This window comes from Bacillus sp. PK6-026 (assembly GCF_054161455.1).
The window spans coordinates 4,005,284-4,021,864 of sequence record NZ_CP096418.1 but is presented as its reverse complement, the minus strand read 5'-3'; the positions used below and the strand labels follow the sequence as shown (position 1 = coordinate 4,021,864).

At 46.8% G+C, this 16,581-nt stretch carries 14 protein-coding genes; 8 read left to right on the top strand and 6 right to left on the bottom strand.

Annotation, left to right across the window (positions count from 1 at the left end):
* Positions 1-5: 5 nt before the first annotated feature.
* The 4 genes from M1D59_RS20505 to M1D59_RS20490 are packed head-to-tail and all read left to right on the top strand — an operon-like array spanning position 6 to position 5,417.
* The gene (locus tag M1D59_RS20505) at positions 6-1,931 is read left to right on the top strand and encodes an ABC transporter ATP-binding protein (RefSeq protein WP_229129214.1); all 1,926 of its coding nucleotides are present in this window, start codon (positions 6-8) and stop codon (positions 1,929-1,931) included.
* Positions 1,925-3,733 (top strand): ABC transporter ATP-binding protein, encoded by a 1,809-nt coding sequence (locus M1D59_RS20500; RefSeq protein WP_023857006.1) that lies wholly within the window; start codon positions 1,925-1,927, stop codon positions 3,731-3,733. Before M1D59_RS20505 ends, M1D59_RS20500 begins: the two co-directional genes overlap by 7 nt.
* An 11-nt stretch (positions 3,734-3,744) precedes the next feature.
* A complete protein-coding gene (locus M1D59_RS20495) occupies positions 3,745-4,200 on the top strand; it encodes a GNAT family N-acetyltransferase (RefSeq protein WP_043054499.1) in 456 nt (151 codons plus the stop codon).
* A gap of 17 nt (positions 4,201-4,217) precedes the next feature.
* Positions 4,218-5,417, top strand: coding sequence for a clostripain-related cysteine peptidase (locus tag M1D59_RS20490; protein ID WP_043054498.1), 1,200 nt, complete (start codon positions 4,218-4,220; stop codon positions 5,415-5,417).
* A gap of 49 nt (positions 5,418-5,466) precedes the next feature.
* On the opposite strand, the gene ywcE is transcribed toward M1D59_RS20490, so the two are convergent.
* Together ywcE and M1D59_RS20480 are read right to left on the bottom strand one after the other, a co-directional pair.
* Complete coding sequence (gene ywcE / locus M1D59_RS20485) at positions 5,467-5,727, bottom strand: spore morphogenesis/germination protein YwcE (RefSeq protein ID WP_020453353.1); 261 nt, start codon at positions 5,725-5,727, stop codon at positions 5,467-5,469.
* 406 nt (positions 5,728-6,133) lie between these two features.
* Entirely contained in the window at positions 6,134-7,489 is a 1,356-nt protein-coding gene (locus M1D59_RS20480; protein WP_023857010.1) for a YjiH family protein, read from the bottom strand.
* A 278-nt stretch (positions 7,490-7,767) separates the two neighbouring features.
* Here M1D59_RS20480 and M1D59_RS20475 point away from each other — a divergent pair, with 278 nt between their 5' ends.
* Both M1D59_RS20475 and M1D59_RS20470 read left to right on the top strand, forming a co-directional pair.
* Entirely contained in the window at positions 7,768-8,952 is a 1,185-nt protein-coding gene (locus M1D59_RS20475; RefSeq protein ID WP_023857011.1) for an FtsW/RodA/SpoVE family cell cycle protein, read from the top strand.
* A 111-nt stretch (positions 8,953-9,063) separates the two neighbouring features.
* Positions 9,064-10,233 (top strand): FtsW/RodA/SpoVE family cell cycle protein, encoded by a 1,170-nt coding sequence (locus M1D59_RS20470; RefSeq protein WP_023857012.1) that lies wholly within the window; start codon positions 9,064-9,066, stop codon positions 10,231-10,233.
* 25 nt (positions 10,234-10,258) lie between these two features.
* Here M1D59_RS20470 and M1D59_RS20465 read toward each other — a convergent pair whose 3' ends face one another.
* On the bottom strand, positions 10,259-11,434 hold the full coding sequence (locus M1D59_RS20465) for an amidohydrolase (RefSeq protein WP_458117647.1): 1,176 nt from the start codon (positions 11,432-11,434) through the stop codon (positions 10,259-10,261).
* A gap of 144 nt (positions 11,435-11,578) precedes the next feature.
* Here M1D59_RS20465 and nfsA point away from each other — a divergent pair, with 144 nt between their 5' ends.
* Positions 11,579-12,328: an oxygen-insensitive NADPH nitroreductase gene (gene nfsA / locus M1D59_RS20460; protein ID WP_458117646.1), complete on the top strand. Its 750-nt coding sequence runs from the start codon at positions 11,579-11,581 to the stop codon at positions 12,326-12,328.
* A 28-nt stretch (positions 12,329-12,356) separates the two neighbouring features.
* Here nfsA and M1D59_RS20455 read toward each other — a convergent pair whose 3' ends face one another.
* Complete coding sequence (locus M1D59_RS20455; RefSeq protein ID WP_023857015.1) at positions 12,357-12,494, bottom strand: hypothetical protein; 138 nt, start codon at positions 12,492-12,494, stop codon at positions 12,357-12,359.
* Positions 12,495-12,581: 87 nt separating this feature from the next.
* Between M1D59_RS20455 and M1D59_RS20450 the strand changes: the two genes are divergently transcribed.
* Positions 12,582-13,589, top strand: coding sequence for an LLM class flavin-dependent oxidoreductase (locus tag M1D59_RS20450; protein ID WP_025810610.1), 1,008 nt, complete (start codon positions 12,582-12,584; stop codon positions 13,587-13,589).
* Here the strand turns inward: M1D59_RS20450 and M1D59_RS20445 are convergent.
* Positions 13,586-13,834 (bottom strand): hypothetical protein, encoded by a 249-nt coding sequence (locus tag M1D59_RS20445; RefSeq protein WP_023857017.1) that lies wholly within the window; start codon positions 13,832-13,834, stop codon positions 13,586-13,588. The two genes, M1D59_RS20450 and M1D59_RS20445, sit on opposite strands and share 4 nt — an antisense overlap.
* Positions 13,835-13,957: 123 nt before the next feature.
* Entirely contained in the window at positions 13,958-16,378 is a 2,421-nt protein-coding gene (locus tag M1D59_RS20440; RefSeq protein WP_023857018.1) for a S8 family peptidase, read from the bottom strand.
* Positions 16,379-16,581 lie beyond the last annotated feature (203 nt).

Sequence of the window (16,581 nt, the reverse complement as noted above, 5' to 3'; positions counted from 1 at the left end):
TGAAGATGAAGCATATTCAAGAGCCGCTGCAAACGGCGGGCCTGCTTGGGAAAATGGTCTGGAAATCCGGTCCGCGGCTGATGATTTGCATGGTTATCTTCATGCTGATCGAAGCCGGAGCACCTTTAATCCAATTGTACGCTTCAAAGCAAATGATCGACGGCATTGTCGAGCAGGAAGCGGTCATCTATGCGGAAATATGGGCTGTCATTTATGCGGGAAGCCTGGTCATGATCAGTGTCGTTAAATCATTGGAAAAATGGGTGAAGGCCATGCTTTCTGAGAGGTCGATGATCACAGTCAACAGTTTGTTAATCGACGCTTTTGACCGCATTCCGGGGATGCGTTTTTTTGAGGATCCAAAGTACAGGGACCGGCTGGAAACACTGCGGGATCGCTCGACATGGCTTCCTTCCCAATTCATTAATATCAGTTCGAACTTGGTGACAGCCGTTATGTCTTTGGCGGGCGTTGTTTTGATTATTGCCTACCTGTCGCCCGTTCTTGCTGTCATCCTCATTTTATCTACCGCTCCATTCGCTTTTGTCCATAATCATTACAATGAAATGGAGTGGGAATATCACAAGGATTACGCCCCTGTCAGAAGGAGGGCCGCATATGCTCGCCACATTCTGCTCGGGAGACGATCCGCCAAAGAAGTACGCCTGTTTGGCTTGGGATCTTTCTTTCTTGATTTATATCAATCTGCTTTTAAAGGCTTATATTCTGTGCTGCGGAATATTCAAGTCAGAAGCGCGCGCTGGTCGGTTTTAACGGGTTTCTTATCGGGGGCGGGAACGGGTTTGGGGTACTTTTGGATCCTGTCCCAATCCCATTCAAACAGTTTTTCTGTGGGGGATATATCGTTGTACTTGGGGGCCGTGTTCCAATTATCAACGGCTCTCCGGGATATCGCCAAGGAAGGTGCAGATACGTTGGATATATGGAGAATGGGAAGAGACTTTTTTCTTTTTATGAACGCCGAAAAGGATATCAGGCTTCCTTCCAATGGCGAATCTCTCGGGGACGCAGGACCGCTGGCAGTCGAATTCAAAAATGTCACCTTCCGCTATCCTTTCAGAGAAGCGGCTGCCGGCTCCCGGGAAAATGAAGCTGATGTGAATGAGGAAGATTTGGATATGCTCGATGAGCTTGAAGATGAAGAAATGCGGGAACACGACGAGCAGCCTGAACCGAATGACATGCACACAGGCGATGTTCTAAATCGAATCAGCTTTTCAGTATCACCGGGAGAAAGAATTGCCATTGTAGGGGCGAATGGATCGGGGAAAACAACGCTCATCAAACTGCTCTGCCGTTTTTATGAATATGATGAGGGTGAGATTAAAGTGAACGGCAAAGACATCCGCAAGATCGATCTTCAAGAGCTGAGAAACAAGATGGCGGTCGTGTTTCAGGAATTTGGTAAGTACGAATTGTCACTCCGGTACAATATCGCGGTAGGGCGAACGGAAGCTTTAGGTGATGAAGAAAAACTTCGCGCCGCCGCCCGGTCCGCTAAGCTGGAACCAATCATCGAAGAGTTGCCTGAAGGGCTGGAAACAATGATCGGCCCTGAATGGGGGGGCACCGATTTTTCGGGAGGCCAATGGCAGCGGATTGCTTTAGCCAGATCGTTTATGAAAGATGCCGGACTTGTCATCTTGGACGAGCCGGCCGCATCTTTGGATATTCGGGCTGAGTATGATATTTTTCGGCAATTTCACAGCTTCACAGAGGGAAAAACGGTGATCATGATTTCCCATCGGTTCAGTACGGTAAAAATGGCTGACCGCATACTGGTTTTGAAAAACGGAAGAATTGCGGAAGAGGGAAGCCATCAGGAACTTATGGACAAGAACGGGGAATACAGCAGAATGTTCCGCATGCAGGCCAAATCGTTTCAGGGGAAGGATGAGGTATATTGCTGAAGTTTTGTTCCTTTTTCAAAAAGCTGCCTCAAACCGCTTCCATCATCTTTTATGGTTTATCGTTGTTTTGGCGCTGCGACCCTTTTAAGTCGGCTGTTCTATTTTTTATTACACTGCTGAATGCAATGCTCGGACCGCTCCTAGTCTGGCTGAGTGCAGAGGTGATCGATGAGATTGCACGGGCGCCGTTTGAGCTGTCTTCTTGGAATGCGCTTGTTTGGGCGGCCTTTGCATACATTGCTTTTACGCTGATCGTAGATGCCCTTCAGCCTGTGGCTGAAATGCAGAAAAGGCTCCTTACCGCCAAGCTCGAAGCTTATCTTGATGAAATGCTCATGAAAAAGGCAATTTCCATTCCTGATATCGCGGCTTTTGAAGACGCATCTTTTCATACCAATACACAAATCATCCGCTATAATGAATATTTTGTCACGATGTGGGTTTCCATCGTGTCTCAAACCTTCGGCGGAATGGTGATGATTGCAGCCAGCAGTTTACTGATCGGCATGTCTGCACCGTGGGTGCCGCTGCTGTTTCTCATATTGGCCGTTCCTAAACTGTACTGGGAGGCGAAATTAAACAACGCGACCTTTGAAGGACGGAAAGAGGTTCAGGAACTGAGACGGCGCGCGGAATATTATGCAGGTGTCCCTCTCATGTCTGAAACAGCCGGAGAGGTCAAGATATACAATCTTGTTCCTTTTTTTAAATCTTTTTATAAAAACACCTCGATGGAGCTCCTCCATACGCTGTCCAACGATCAAAAAAAACTGGCGCTGTATCAGCTGTTCTGGTCGGTATTACAATCTTTGGCCGCAGGTGCCGTTCTGATTTACATCGTTCACCAGGCTTTTTATGGTCGGTTGTCCATCGGGGATGTGATGCTGTTTATCGGAGCCGCGGTTCAGTTCAACGAAGGAATCAATGAAATGTTCGCTGCGTTTGCGATCGGTGCAAGAGAAACGAGGCACCTCGGAAATGTTCATTCTTTTTTAAACAGCAAAAATGGCATGGAAAATGGGGAAACCGCGCCAGCTGCTCAAAAGGAAAAAGGATTTACATGTGATCAAGTGGAATTTTCTTATGATGGAACCAAAACGGTTCTTGATATTCATAAGCTCGATATTCCATTGAATAAGACGACCGTTCTCGTGGGAGAAAATGGATCAGGCAAAAGCACACTCGTTAAATTGCTCCTGCGTTATTTTGATCCTAATCAAGGCACGATCTCTTATAATGGTTTACCACTTTATAAGTATGATATTGAACATTACCGGTCAAATGCCGCGGCTGTGTTTCAGGATTTTTTACGGTACGAAATGACATTGAAATACAATATCGGCTTGGGCGACATTTCTTCTTGCACCGACTTGGCTAAAATAAAAAGTGCTTCGGCCTTCGGCGGAGTGGATCAGTTTTTACATAAGCTTGAAGACGGTTATGAAACAGAGCTTGGCAGACTGTTCGGCGGCAGGAATTTGTCGGGGGGAGAATGGCAGCGGATCGCCATATCCCGCGCATTTATGCGTGATGAGTCTGCCGACATTTTGATATTCGATGAACCCTCCTCTGCGCTGGATGTGTTTATTGAGGAAGAGATATTTGATAAGCTGCAAAAGCTGACGCAAGGCAAAACAGTCATTATTGTCTCGCACCGGTTAAGCACGGCCCGTTTTGCCGATCACATCGTATTTTTAGAAAAAGGAAGGGTAGCGGAGGCCGGCACCCATCAAGAATTGATGAAAAATCAGGCCCAGTATGCAGAGCTGTATCGCCTGCAGGCTGAAAAATACGCGCAGTAAAGGAGAAAACAATGAGCAATATAGAAGAACTACGTCTGTTTCGAAAAGAAAATATTGAATGGCTGCAGACTTGGTTTGAGGATGCAGAAGTGAAAAGGCGGCTGGAAGGGATGATGCCGCTTGACGAGTGGTTCAATTTTGCAGACGGGAATGAAAACTACCGGGTATGGGCGGCTTTAGAGGACGGCAAGCCTGTCGGCGTTGTCATGGTTGAAGTTGAGGAGGACTTGACCGGGAACATTGCCCTTGTAGTCGATCCGTTTTTGCGCGGAGAGGGATATGGAAAAGCGCTCATCAAAAGGACGATGGCATTGCCGGAAATGAGCCGGATCAACAAATGGTTTGCCGGAATTGAAGAGGATAACGAGAGGTGCTTAGCGTGCTTCCGATCCGTTGGATATTCATTAGAACATGAACAGCCGGACGAGGACGGCTACTACTCTCTTATTTATTTCCCGGAATCTTAAATAAGGAGCATAAGAAGATGAACTTGATCAAATGGATTGTGGTTTCCGTTATTTCAGTCGCCTTTTTTCAGCCGGCATCAGCCGCTCTATTAAAAGAAAAAGACGACTACACTATTCTTGTATATATGATTGGTTCTGACATGGAAAGCGATTTTCATATGGCAAGCGATGACATTCAGGAAATGATGGATGCGGGTTCATCTTCAAACGTCAATGTCGTTCTTCAGACAGGAGGAGCAAAAAAATGGGCGAACCCGTCGATCAGTCACAAGGTGAATCAGAGGTGGAAAGTTGAACATCAGAAGCTGGCGCCCCTCGAAAATATCGGGAAGACAAATATGGACAGTCCCGGCTCCGTCACAGATTTTATCACATGGGGAGTCAAAACATACCCGGCTAAAAAATATGTATTGATCTTCTGGGGGCATGGGCTTGGCTCCGTTGACGGCTACGGGGGAGACGAAAACTTCGGCAATAAAAAAATGAAAATAAGCGAGCTCCAGTCGGGAATCAAAAAGGCCTATGAACATACGAAGCAAAAGTTTGATTTAATCGGTTTTGACAACTGTAAAATGGCCGGGATTGAAACGGCATATGCCTTGAGGGATTATGGAAAGTACATGCTGGCTTCAGTCGACTATACGAATCAAAACGGCTGGGATTACAAATATGCGCTGCAGTCTGTTCAAGACGACCCTTCAATCAATCCGAAAGAGCTTGGCAGGGAAATCGCGGCAGGCTACATACAGCAGTCAAAAGAAAACGGTGAAACAGAAGACCTGCAGCAGTCTTTAATTCAATTAAACCGCGTCAAAGACGCTGTCGATGCCCTCGACAGGTTGAGCTTAAGCATGAACCGGGCATTGAAAGAGCCGGATGGAAAGCGCCTGCTTCACTACGCACGTCTCGCTGCCGAAGATTATGCAGATGAATCGGATATGGTTGATTTGGCCGATCTGTCAAGCTTGATCGGCCAGCAGATCGGAGCTGAGAAAGAAGCGAAAGAGGTCGTAAAATCCGTCAAAAAGGCTGTCATCATGAACATCAAGTCTCCTGAGCACCCGAGAGGAAGCGGCATGTCCGTTTATTATCCGGCCAGAGACAACCAAAAGCGGTTTGCGGAAAAATCAAAAATATACAACCTGCTTGATTTCAGCGGCCGGTATCAAACATTCATCAAAGATTACTCCCATTCAGCATTTAACTTTGATCTATAATGGTGTCTCTTACAGCAAAAAAAGCGCCGGCGGAACAACCGGCACTTTTTTATCGGCTCATGTGCTTTCGAATCAATGGAAGTCCGTAAATGATGAAAGCGGCGACATGGGCGATGACAACGTTGAGAATAAAGAGTACGATCATGAGAGAGTGTCCTGTAGGAGAAAGGCTGCTGGTCATGTAGAAAAAGAAGAAGACCCACATTAAAATGATTGGCGGAATAGAAGAAATTGCGACCTTTTTGTTGTCCAGCCATAAAAATAAAGGAGTGGCGCTTGCGATCAGCAAGTAAGCGAAAAACATATCCATGCGTTTTCAGCCCCTTTCAATAATGATAGCGCTGCCAAAAAAGCGGAATGAAACGACAATTGTGTCTAATTGGAGAATATTTTGTGAACATTCTGTTACATTTATTATACCACGTTCTTCGAAAAATGATACATACTGGAAAGCATTTTCCGCTCCAACTATCGGCTCAATTTTCGCGGCGATTCAATAGGACATAAAGGATGAAGGAGAGAAAATGCGTGGAGGAAATTGATCCTGCAAAAGTTAGCCAAGACCGCGCGTTCCCTATACGAAACCGGCAGGATTCCGGAAACGAAGAGAAAGTGACAGGCTGGACCGCACGATAAGGCCGCAGCCCCCTTGGATCAACGACTTTTTCTAAACAAAAAAGGCTCTCGGCATTTGGCGCCGAGAGCCTCTTATTTGTCTAAAAAATAAAGTGGGCGCACAGTACGATGACAGGCAGCGTAATCAGCGTCCGAACGAGAAAAATCAAGACGAGGTCAAGGAATGTCACCGGAATTTTGGAACCGAGCAAAAGACCGCCGACTTCCGACATGTAGATTAATTGTGTAACCGATAAACAGGCGATGATGAACCTGGTCATTTCACTTTCAATCCCGCTTCCGAGCACAGACGGAAGGAACATGTCGGCGAACCCGACGACAAGCGTTTGTGAGGCCTCGGCGGCTTCAGGAACCTGGAGCAGTTCGAGCAGGGGAATGAACGGCAGCCCGAGCCATTTGAAAACAGGTGTATATTCAGCGACAATCAGTGCGGCTGTGCCGAGCGCCATGACGACGGGAGCGACGCCCATCCACATATCGAGCACGTTTTTGGCTCCGTCCTGCAAGAAATCTTTGACGCTTGTATTTTGTTTTGCTTTTGCGACAGCCCGGCTGAGTCCCCATTGGAATGGAGTGTATCCTTCGGGAATCTCCTCTTGATCCTGATCCGCTTGGTCTGTAATATAAGTATCAGCCTTTCTTGATAAAGGCGGAATCCGCGGGCTGATCACCGCGGCTGCGGCACCCGCCAGCAATATCGTCAAATAAAACGGAACGAACATATGGGCAAGGTCAACCTGTGAAATAATCACGAGGCAAAACGTGATGGAGACGACTGAGAAAGTCGTGCCGATGACGGCGGCCTCACGCTTCGTGTAGAACCCTTCTTCATACTGTTTGCTTGTCAGGAGCACGCCGATCGTGCCGTCGCCGAGCCATGAGGCCATACAATCGATCGATGACCGTCCCGGCAGCTTAAAGACAGGTCTCATCAGCTTTTTCATCAAAGCGCCGCACAGCTCAAGCAAGCCGAAGTTCAACAGAAACGGCAGAAACAAGCCTGCAAATAAAAAGACGGAGAAGAGAACGGGCAGCAAGCTGAATAATAATGTTCCGCCTGTACTCTTGGCATATACCGCTTCAGGGCCGATCTTAAAGTATGCCATCACTGCGAAAATCATGCCGAACAGGCGGACGATATACCAAAATAAAGATACATTCAGCAAGTTATAGAAAAACTCGCTTTTTTTAATGAAAGCCGGATGAAAGGTTTTGGTGATAAAGGTTAAGATAAATGTTGCGGTTACGATGACCGTCATGATTAACGGCAATTGCTGCTGAAGCAGCTTCTGCAATGCATTTGAAAAGACAGCAATTGGAATCGTTAAATTTCCTTCGATTTTAACGGGAATCATAAACAGAATAATTCCGATAAGCGAAGGGACCAAAAATTTTATGAGATCAAGCCGTTTACGCTTTTGAAGTGCTTTATCCAAATGAAAAACTCCTTATGAATTGGTGATTCTGTATCGCTTCTGCCGGAGGCAAAAGTTTAATTTTATGCAACATTACTCATTTTAATACAAATCAATCAAAAATCAATGAATTTATCACATTCGACAATAGTTGGAAAAATCCTTTAAAATAGAATAGGAATTTGTTCGCAATAAAATCGAAACATTTTATTCTTTTGTACGTCATATCATTTGTGAGGAAGCGGATGCCGTCTTCCTGGATTATTTCATCGTGTCATATTATAAGGGCGGGATTTCGAATGAGTCAGAAAAAGAATATTACAAATCCCTTTTATCAGGGGGATTTGATTTTTGTCTATATTGTCTTTTTTATCATAAGCGTTGTGGCTGTGTACGCCGCTCAGCAGTTTAATCAATATAATGAACCCTTTGCGATGAAACAGTCCCTTTACTATTTGCTGGGGGCCTTTATCATCATCGTGTTTCTTTATTTTGATTTGGAGCAGCTTGAAAAGCTCAGCTTTTATTTTTATCTGCTCGGGATTTTGATGCTGATCGTGTTAAAGTTCAGTCCGGCATATATCGGATCATACAGGTTTGCGCCGGTTATCAACGGTGCCAAAAGCTGGTTTATGCTTCCCGGGTTTACGCTGCAGCCGTCGGAATTCATGAAAATCGGGCTGATCATGTATTTGGCTTCCTTCATGTCGAAAAACGGGCCTGTCGGCAAGCGTACGTTGAAAGAAGACTGCATCTTTCTGCTGAAAATCGCCGGTATTATCATTGTTCCGTTCGGCTTGATTTTAGAACAGGATACGGGTACAGCCGGAATCGTCGCGTTTGTCATTCTTGTGATGGTATTCCTGTCGGGCGTGAACTGGAAATTGATTTCTCTCATCTTCGGAACGGGTCTTACAGTCATTGTTTTGATTTTGTTTGTCATTATCAAATTTCCCGATGTCGCGGGAGCACTCGGGGTTGAACAATACCAAATCAACCGCGTCATGACCTGGGTCAATCCGAGCGAACAGAATGCCGACGATAAAATGCAGGTCGAAAGGGCGCAGCTGGCGATCGGTTCGGGGAAAGTATTTGGAAATGGTGTAAGCGATCTTCAAGTCTATGTACCTGAGGCGCAAACAGACTTTATTTTTGCCGTCATCGGCGAGAGCTTCGGGTTTGTCGGATGCACTTTTGTTGTCATTATGTTTTTCTTCCTAATTTACCGGCTTGTCGTGCTCATAGACCGAATACATCCGTTCAGCAGGTTTGCCTCATTTTTCTGTGCGGGCTTTACCGCTTTAATTGTCATTCATACCTTTCAAAATATCGGAATGAATATCGGCATTATGCCCGTGACCGGCGTCCCGCTGCTTTTGGTCAGCTATGGAGGAAGCTCAGTCGTAGCAACCTTGATCGGCTTCGCGGTTGTCTACAATTCAAGCTGCCAGTTAACAAAGTATCAAAGCTATATGTTCAAATAACAGCCTGATGCATGCAGGCTGTTATTTTATTCACCCTTTTTCGCAATGTGAACGGTTGTTCATGTTATAATGAAAGTTAGTGCTTTTGATGAAGAAATAAGGCGGGGTACAATGGGTCAGAAGAAAAATACGACAAGTCCCTATTATCAGGGAGATTTGATTTTTATATTAGCTATGTTCTTTTTAATCAGTGTGATCGCTGTTTACGCTGCAGAGCCGTCTTTTTCACTGAAGGGCTATCCGGCAAAGCAATTGTTCTTTTATCTGCTCGGCATTTCGGTGATCGTCGGCTTTCTCTATTTTGATCTGGAGCAGCTTGAAAAATTCAGCATATACATATATCTATTCGGCATCTTGTCATTGATCGTGTTAAAGTTCAGTCCAACGTCGATCGCACCGATTATCAAAGGAGCGAAAAGCTGGTTTCAATTTGGTTCGGTCACGCTGCAGCCGTCGGAATTTATGAAAATCGGCCTGATTATGATGCTGGCTTCGGTGATTTCCAAAGCAAGTCCGAAAGGCTCGCGCTCGATGCAGGAGGATGTTCACCTTTTGCTGAAAATCGCAGGGGTATCTGCGGTTCCGGTCGGTTTGATTTTAATGCAGGACGCCGGTACGGCCGGTATCTGCATGTTCTTTGTCGCCGTTATGGTGTTTTTATCAGGTGTGAACTGGAAGCTGATTTCGATTGTGGCGGGGTCAGGAATCACCCTCGTACTGCTCGTTCTGTTTTTGGTGATCAATTTTCCGGAGTTTTCGAAGGATACGCTGCACATCCAGCAATATCAGATCAACCGGGTGATGACATGGGTCGATTCGAGCCAGCAGGACGCGAACGATACGTATCAGACCGAAAAGGCCGTTACGGCGATCGGCTCTGGAGAAATCTTCGGAACGGGTATGAACAATTTGAAAGTCTACGTTCCTGAAGGCCAAACCGATTTCATCTTTGCCGTCATCGGGGAAAGTTTCGGTTTTATTGGCTGTACTTTTGTCGTCATCCTGTTTTTCCTTTTCATTTACCGGCTTGTCGTGCTGATCGATAAGATACATCCTTATAATAAGTTTGCGTCATTTTTCTGTGTCGGGTATACGGCGCTGATCGTCATCCATACATTCCAAAATATCGGAATGAACGTCGGATTGATGCCGGTTACGGGCGTTCCCCTTCTGTTCATCAGCTACGGAGGGAGCTCTGTGTTGTCTGCTTTGATCGGCTATGCGATCGTTTATAACGCCAGCTGCCAGCTGACAAAATATAAAGGGTATATGTTTAAGTAAAAAAGACAGCCGAATCAGGCTGTCTTTAATCTTGGTTTAAAAATGCGAGAGCTGCCGACACAAGAATTTTCGCCGCGTTCAGCATGCCTTTTTCATCGATATCAAACAGCGGGTGATGGTGCGGGTAAACGGCTCCAGTCTGCGGATTGCCCGCGCCGGTAAAAAAGAATGATCCAGGGACATGTTCTAGATAATAAGAGAAATCTTCGCCGATCATATTCGGTTCGAGTTCGATGACGGCTTCAGGGCCGACGATTCGATTGGCACATTGGCGGACGATGTCCGTTTCTTTTTCATGGTTGACGACAGGCGAGTAGCCTTTTTCATAATCGAGTGAAAATGAAGCGCCGTTGCTGTCGCAGACGCCCTTGATGACGCGTTCCATCTCGGCGATGATCGTCTCTTGGACATGCTTTGAAAAGGTGCGGACTGTTCCTTCAATGACCGCTTCTTCGGCGATGACGTTAAACGCCTGGCCTGAATGAAACGTTCCGATCGACAAGACGGCTGCTTCCGTCGGATCGATTCTGCGGCTGACGATTTGCTGGAGATGGTTGACGACTGAGGCTCCTGTTATTAAAGCATCTGTCGTTAAGTGAGGCGCGCCTCCGTGTCCGCCCCGCCCGGATATCGTGACTTTAAATTTATCAGCGGCTGCCATCATCGGGCCTGATGTAACACCGACTTGACCGACGGGCATCGGAGCCCAGATGTGGGTGCCGAAAATGGCATCCACGCCTTCGAGACAGCCGGCTTCAATCATCGGTTTGGCGCCGCCTGGTGTGACCTCTTCACCGAATTGATGGATCAGCACGATATTTCCTTTCAAGTCTTTTTGATGCTTTGCCAGGGCTTTTGCGGCTGTGAGGAGAGCCGACGTGTGAGCATCGTGTCCGCAAGCGTGCATGACGCCGGGGACAGTTGACCGGTACGGAACATTTTTTTGATCCTGTAATGGCAGAGCGTCGAAATCGGCTCTCAAGGCGACCGTCTTGCCGGGGCGGCCGCCTCTAATATGACCGATGACCCCTTGGCCGCCGACATTTGTTCTCACGTCAATCCCGAGGTTTTCCAAGTAATTTGCAATGGTGCGCGGTGTATTGACCTCGCGGTGGGAAAGCTCCGGATATTGGTGAAAATGTCTCCTGAGTTCGATCATTTCCGGATATAATGCATCTAATTCTTCAATTACGGACTTCACCGTCATCTCCCTTTCCGCTTCAAAAATTGTAAGACGATTCTATCATTTTACCATATGAAATTGAATCCATCTGCAGTCCGCCAAACCGTTTTGCTTTAGGGAAAAGCAGATATTGGATATGATAAAGGTTGAGGAGGTAAAAGGATGAATAAAACGATTGAAACTATTTTAAATCACCGTTCGATCAGGTCTTTTACAGATCAGCTCCTGACCGAAGAAGAGGTTCGCCTGCTTGTGGAGAGCGCTCAAAGCGCATCGACGTCCAGCTATATTCAAGCTTATTCAATCATCGGTGTCACCGACCCGGACAAGAAGCGCAAGCTTGCGGAATTGGCCGGAAATCAGCCATATGTTGAAAAAAACGGCCATCTGTTTGTATTTTGCGCAGACCTTTACCGGCATGACAAAATGGCCCGGGAAAAGGGTGTAGATATCACAGCTTCTCTTGAAGGGACGGAGACCTTTATGGTCAGCGTCATCGATGCAGCTCTTGCCGCTCAAAATATGTCAATAGCGGCCGAATCAATGGGCCTCGGCATCTGCTATATCGGCGGGATTCGCAATAACTTGAACGAAGTCTCCGGGCTTCTGGAAACACCTGAATACGTTCTGCCGCTGTTCGGGCTTGTCGTCGGCCATCCGGCCAACCTGTCGGATAAAAAGCCGCGTCTGCCGCTTGATCACATTTATCATGAAAATGCCTATCAAGCGGACGAAGCCGAGTTTAAAAAACATATGTCCGCATATGACGAAACGATTTCAAACTATTATCAAAAGCGGACAGACGGCAAACGGTCTGACAAATGGACAGACCAGATCACCGGCAGCCTCAGAAAGCCGCCGCGTGCGTATATGAATGAATTCGTTAAAGGAAAAGGTTTGAACAAAAGGTAAGGAACGTCCCCTCCGACTCGGAGGGGACTTATCTTGTCAGCATGTATTGAAGGAAAAGATAAAACATCAGCCAAAAGGGAAGACTGAAAAGGATTCCGAATAAACAGCCTTTTGCAAAGCGTTCTTCTACGACTGGCGGGTGCGTTTTTTGCTTCGTCTCATTCATCAGTATTAGGAGCTCCTTTAGGTTTATCCATGATACTATTATTTCTTTTTGCGCAGGAAAAGTAAACGAAGACTTGGGGTGAAAAAGATGTTGTCATTAAGCATACTTGATCAGACTCCCGTTTCTGAAGGAAGCACACCTGAACAGGCTTTACAGCATACGGTGGAGCTCGCGCAAGCGGCGGAGCGCCTCGGATACAAGAGATTTTGGGTTTCTGAGCACCATTTTTCAAGAAACTTGGCAGGATCAAGTCCGGAGGTTCTGATCGGTTATCTTGCGGCTAAAACAGAGAAGATCCGTATAGGATCCGGCGGCGTCATGCTTCCCCATTACAGCGCCTACAAGGTGGCAGAAAACTTCCGCGTCTTGGAAGGACTTGCGCCCGGAAGGATTGATCTCGGTGTCGGACGTGCTCCGGGAGGGATGCCGATCGCTTCCATGGCTCTTCAAAATGGAGGAAGACGGATGACTGACCAATATCCCGAACAAATTCAGGATCTCGTCACATATTTACACGATCAAGCCGATGAACACCACCGCTTTCCCAACTTGATCGCATCGCCGAACGTGGCCGCAGCGCCCGCTGTCTGGCTGCTCGGCTCCTCAGGGGAAAGCGCGAGGCTTGCCGCCCAAACAGGGGCATCGTATACATTTGCCCAATTTATTAACGGCGAAGGCGGAGAAGAGGCGGCCAGACTTTACAAAGAGAGGTTCGAACCTTCTGTATTGGGTGAACAGCCAAACGTGATCATTGCTGTATTTGTGATTTGCGCTGAGACAGAAGAGAAAGCGGAGAACCTTGCAAAAAGCTTGGATTTCTCTTTATTAGCCAATGAACAGGGGATAGTGACCGAAGGCTTTCCATCATTGGAAACGGCGCTGTCATATCAATATTCTCCTTATGAAAGAAAGAGAGTGGAAGACAATCGAAAACGGATGGTCATCGGGACGCCGCGGCAGGTGAAGGAACAGCTGCTTGAACTGGCCGGCGCTTACGGAACGGATGAAATCATGGCGGTGACGATCACCCACGATTTTCAAGACAGGCTGGAATCTTACCGGCTGCTGGCCGAAGCGTTTCATCAGTCAATTTAACGTTTTTGCTGAAAAAAATCGAGAAAATGGCGGATCGGGAAAAGAATAAACAGAATGCATATGTATAAAGCGGTAAACAGCCAGCTGAGCGGAACGAGGATGACGGTATCGACGGTTTGCTCCGTTGCTTTTTGAAAAGGCTTGGGCTCGCGCTTCTGCAGGTTGACGGCGAAGTACAAAATCGTGAAAAATATAAAGCAGACAATAAGGAAGGATAAGCCGAATAATACGATAAAAGAAAGCATATATACGATGTCCTCCGATTGCTTTTTTCACGTTTTGAAGAGAAGGGAGAGCTTCTCCTGAACGCATTATCCGTATTTTAACATATAAAAGCCTTGTTGAGTGGTTCTCAACAAGGCTTGTCATTATTCGACGATAAAAGGGTCTTCCGTCAGAATGTAGCTTGATTTTCCTTTGGCGGACGCATAGGCTAGCATATAGTATTTTCCGGACTTAAGGGTTGCGGCGTCATTGATTTTGCCGTTCCATTGATAAGATTGATAGCCTTTGCCTTGGTTTTTATAAACGCCGGCCTGCCCGAGAAGGTTCAGATTTTCATCATAGACGAGAAATGCGAGCTCTTCAGCCCCGCCCGGCAGGTAGGCTTCGATCGTGTAAGCACCCTGCTTTGCCCCCGGTTCAACCGTTACGGATGTGACGCGCGGGTAGTCAGGCTCTTTGACGATCAACAGGAGCGGAATTTCGGCGACTTTTCTGCCTCCTTCACGGACGTAAACCGTGCCTTCATATGTGCCTGCTTTCGTTTTGGCGGAATTGACGGTTACTTTTGCCGTTGCTTTACCTGTTTGATGGGCCGGTACCACGACTCGTTCCGTTCCTGATACCGTGATGCCCGCTCCTTTAAAGGAGTATTCGAGCTGATAGGCTTTTCTGAATGAAGAAAGGTTTTCAATTGTGAACGCTTGTTTTTTCGTTTGTTTTCCTTTGTCTTTCAGGAACGTTCCGTATGAGTGGCTGCCCGGCGTTACAATTGATGAAGCATGAAGGGCCTCGATGATGCGGATGCTGCCCGCTCCTTGCGTATTGTGAGGGAGAGGCTTTCCGTTTTCATCCGTCAATTTTTCCGCCGTATTCATCAGCACGCCTTTGATTTGCTCTGGCGTCCAATCCGGTTTGGCCTGCTTTAATAGGGCTGCCGTTCCCGCGACATGCGGGGAAGCCATGCTTGTACCCTGCTTTGAACCGTAACCGTGAGGGTTTTTCGGATCGTGGGTCGGAATGGTGCTGACGATATTGACGCCTGGCGCTGAAACGTCAGGTTTAATCATCCATGTATCCATGACAGGTCCGCGCGACGAGAAGGAGGCAATCGTTTCCCCGAGCTTTTTGTCCAATTTGAAAGAAAAGACAGCAGAGCGTTCCCCTTCTTTGATCTGCTGAACAAGCTTTTCGCCCTCTTCTTTCGACAATTTGACAGTCGGTACGGCCATCCCCATAACGTTGGCCTCGATTTCCCCTGTTACATTATTGTAAATCACGGCTCCGACAGCGCCGGCGTTTTTGGCGTTTTCGGCCTTATCCACAAATGGAATGACGCCTCTCTGGATAACCGCTACTTTTCCTTTCACATCTTTGCCTTTGAAATCGTCAGCTTGTCCGATCCCAGCTTCAACAAGTTCCACGTCTTGACCGTTCAAAGCTTCAAGATCTTTTTCCTCCTGGTATCCCATCACTTTTGCTGACGAATACGAAGGAAGCCTCACAGAATATTCATTATATGGAAGCTGCGAGGCGCCGACGGAAATCGCATCCCTTGAAGTTCCCGGCGAGCCGACCGTCCAGTTTTCCGGTCCGCTGTTTCCGTTTGACGTAACGGCGACAACTCCTTCGGCCATCGCCCAGTCCAGTGCGATGCTTGTTGCATAATCAGGGCTGTTCAGTGAATTGCCCAATGAGAGGTTCATCACTTTTGCTCCGTCCGCGACGGCTTTTTCAATGCCTGCAATCACGTTCTCGGTTGTTCCTGAGCCGCCGGGGCCGAGCACACGGTAAGCAAGAAGCGTTGCTTCAGGCGCCACCCCTTTAATCTGACCGTTCGCGGCGATGGTCCCCGCAACATGGGTGCCGTGATCAGTCGCTTCTCCGCGCGGGTCGCCTGCCGGTGTTTCTTGTGGATCATAGTCATTATCCACAAAGTCATACCCCTTATATGGGCCGAAATTTTTCTTTAAGTCAGGATGTGTGTAATCCACACCCGTGTCAATGACAGCTACCTTAATGCCTTTACCGGTATAGCCTGATTTCCATGCCTGATCTGCTCCGATGTACGGTGCACTTTTATCCATCTGTGGATAAATGGCATCCGCTGCAAGTGTCACGTCTTTTCCTTTTATGCTGTCAGGTTTGTAAGCTGCGTTCGGATAAACCGCTTTTACTTCCTTGACGGCGAGCAGCTTCGGAATTTCACTGGCCGGCAGTTTCATTGAAAAACCCGAAAATACACGGTCGTATTCGCGGTTTATTTTCGCTTTTTTGAGTGTTTTCAGCGCACTGTTTTTCGCTTTGCTGCGAGCGGTTTTTAAAGAAGCTTTCGTTTGCTTTTCCCCATCCGCTTTTGCTTCGGCAAGCGACTTTTCTTTCAGCTCCACAATAACTGTTGTCTGTTTATCAGACGTCACATCAATATCACCGTAGATTTCAGCTTTCTCAAGTTCAGGCGACTTTTGATCGGGAACGGATGTTGCCTGCACTCCGGTGAGGAATGTGGATAACGAAAATAATAGAATAAAAGCCATAACGAAATAGCGCATGATACTTTTTCTCAATCTGTTTTCCCCCTTACGGATAAATGGTTTCTTTGTAATCCTTAGAGTTTCGAACTTTTAAAATATTCTCTCAGTTTTAAAAAAATCCTTCTATATATAGAAATAATTTTCAAAGATTCAATGTATTGGAGTGGATGTCTTTAGATTTATGCACAATTTACTGTGTATAAGTGAATAAACTTGTGTATAGATATTGTAGGGAA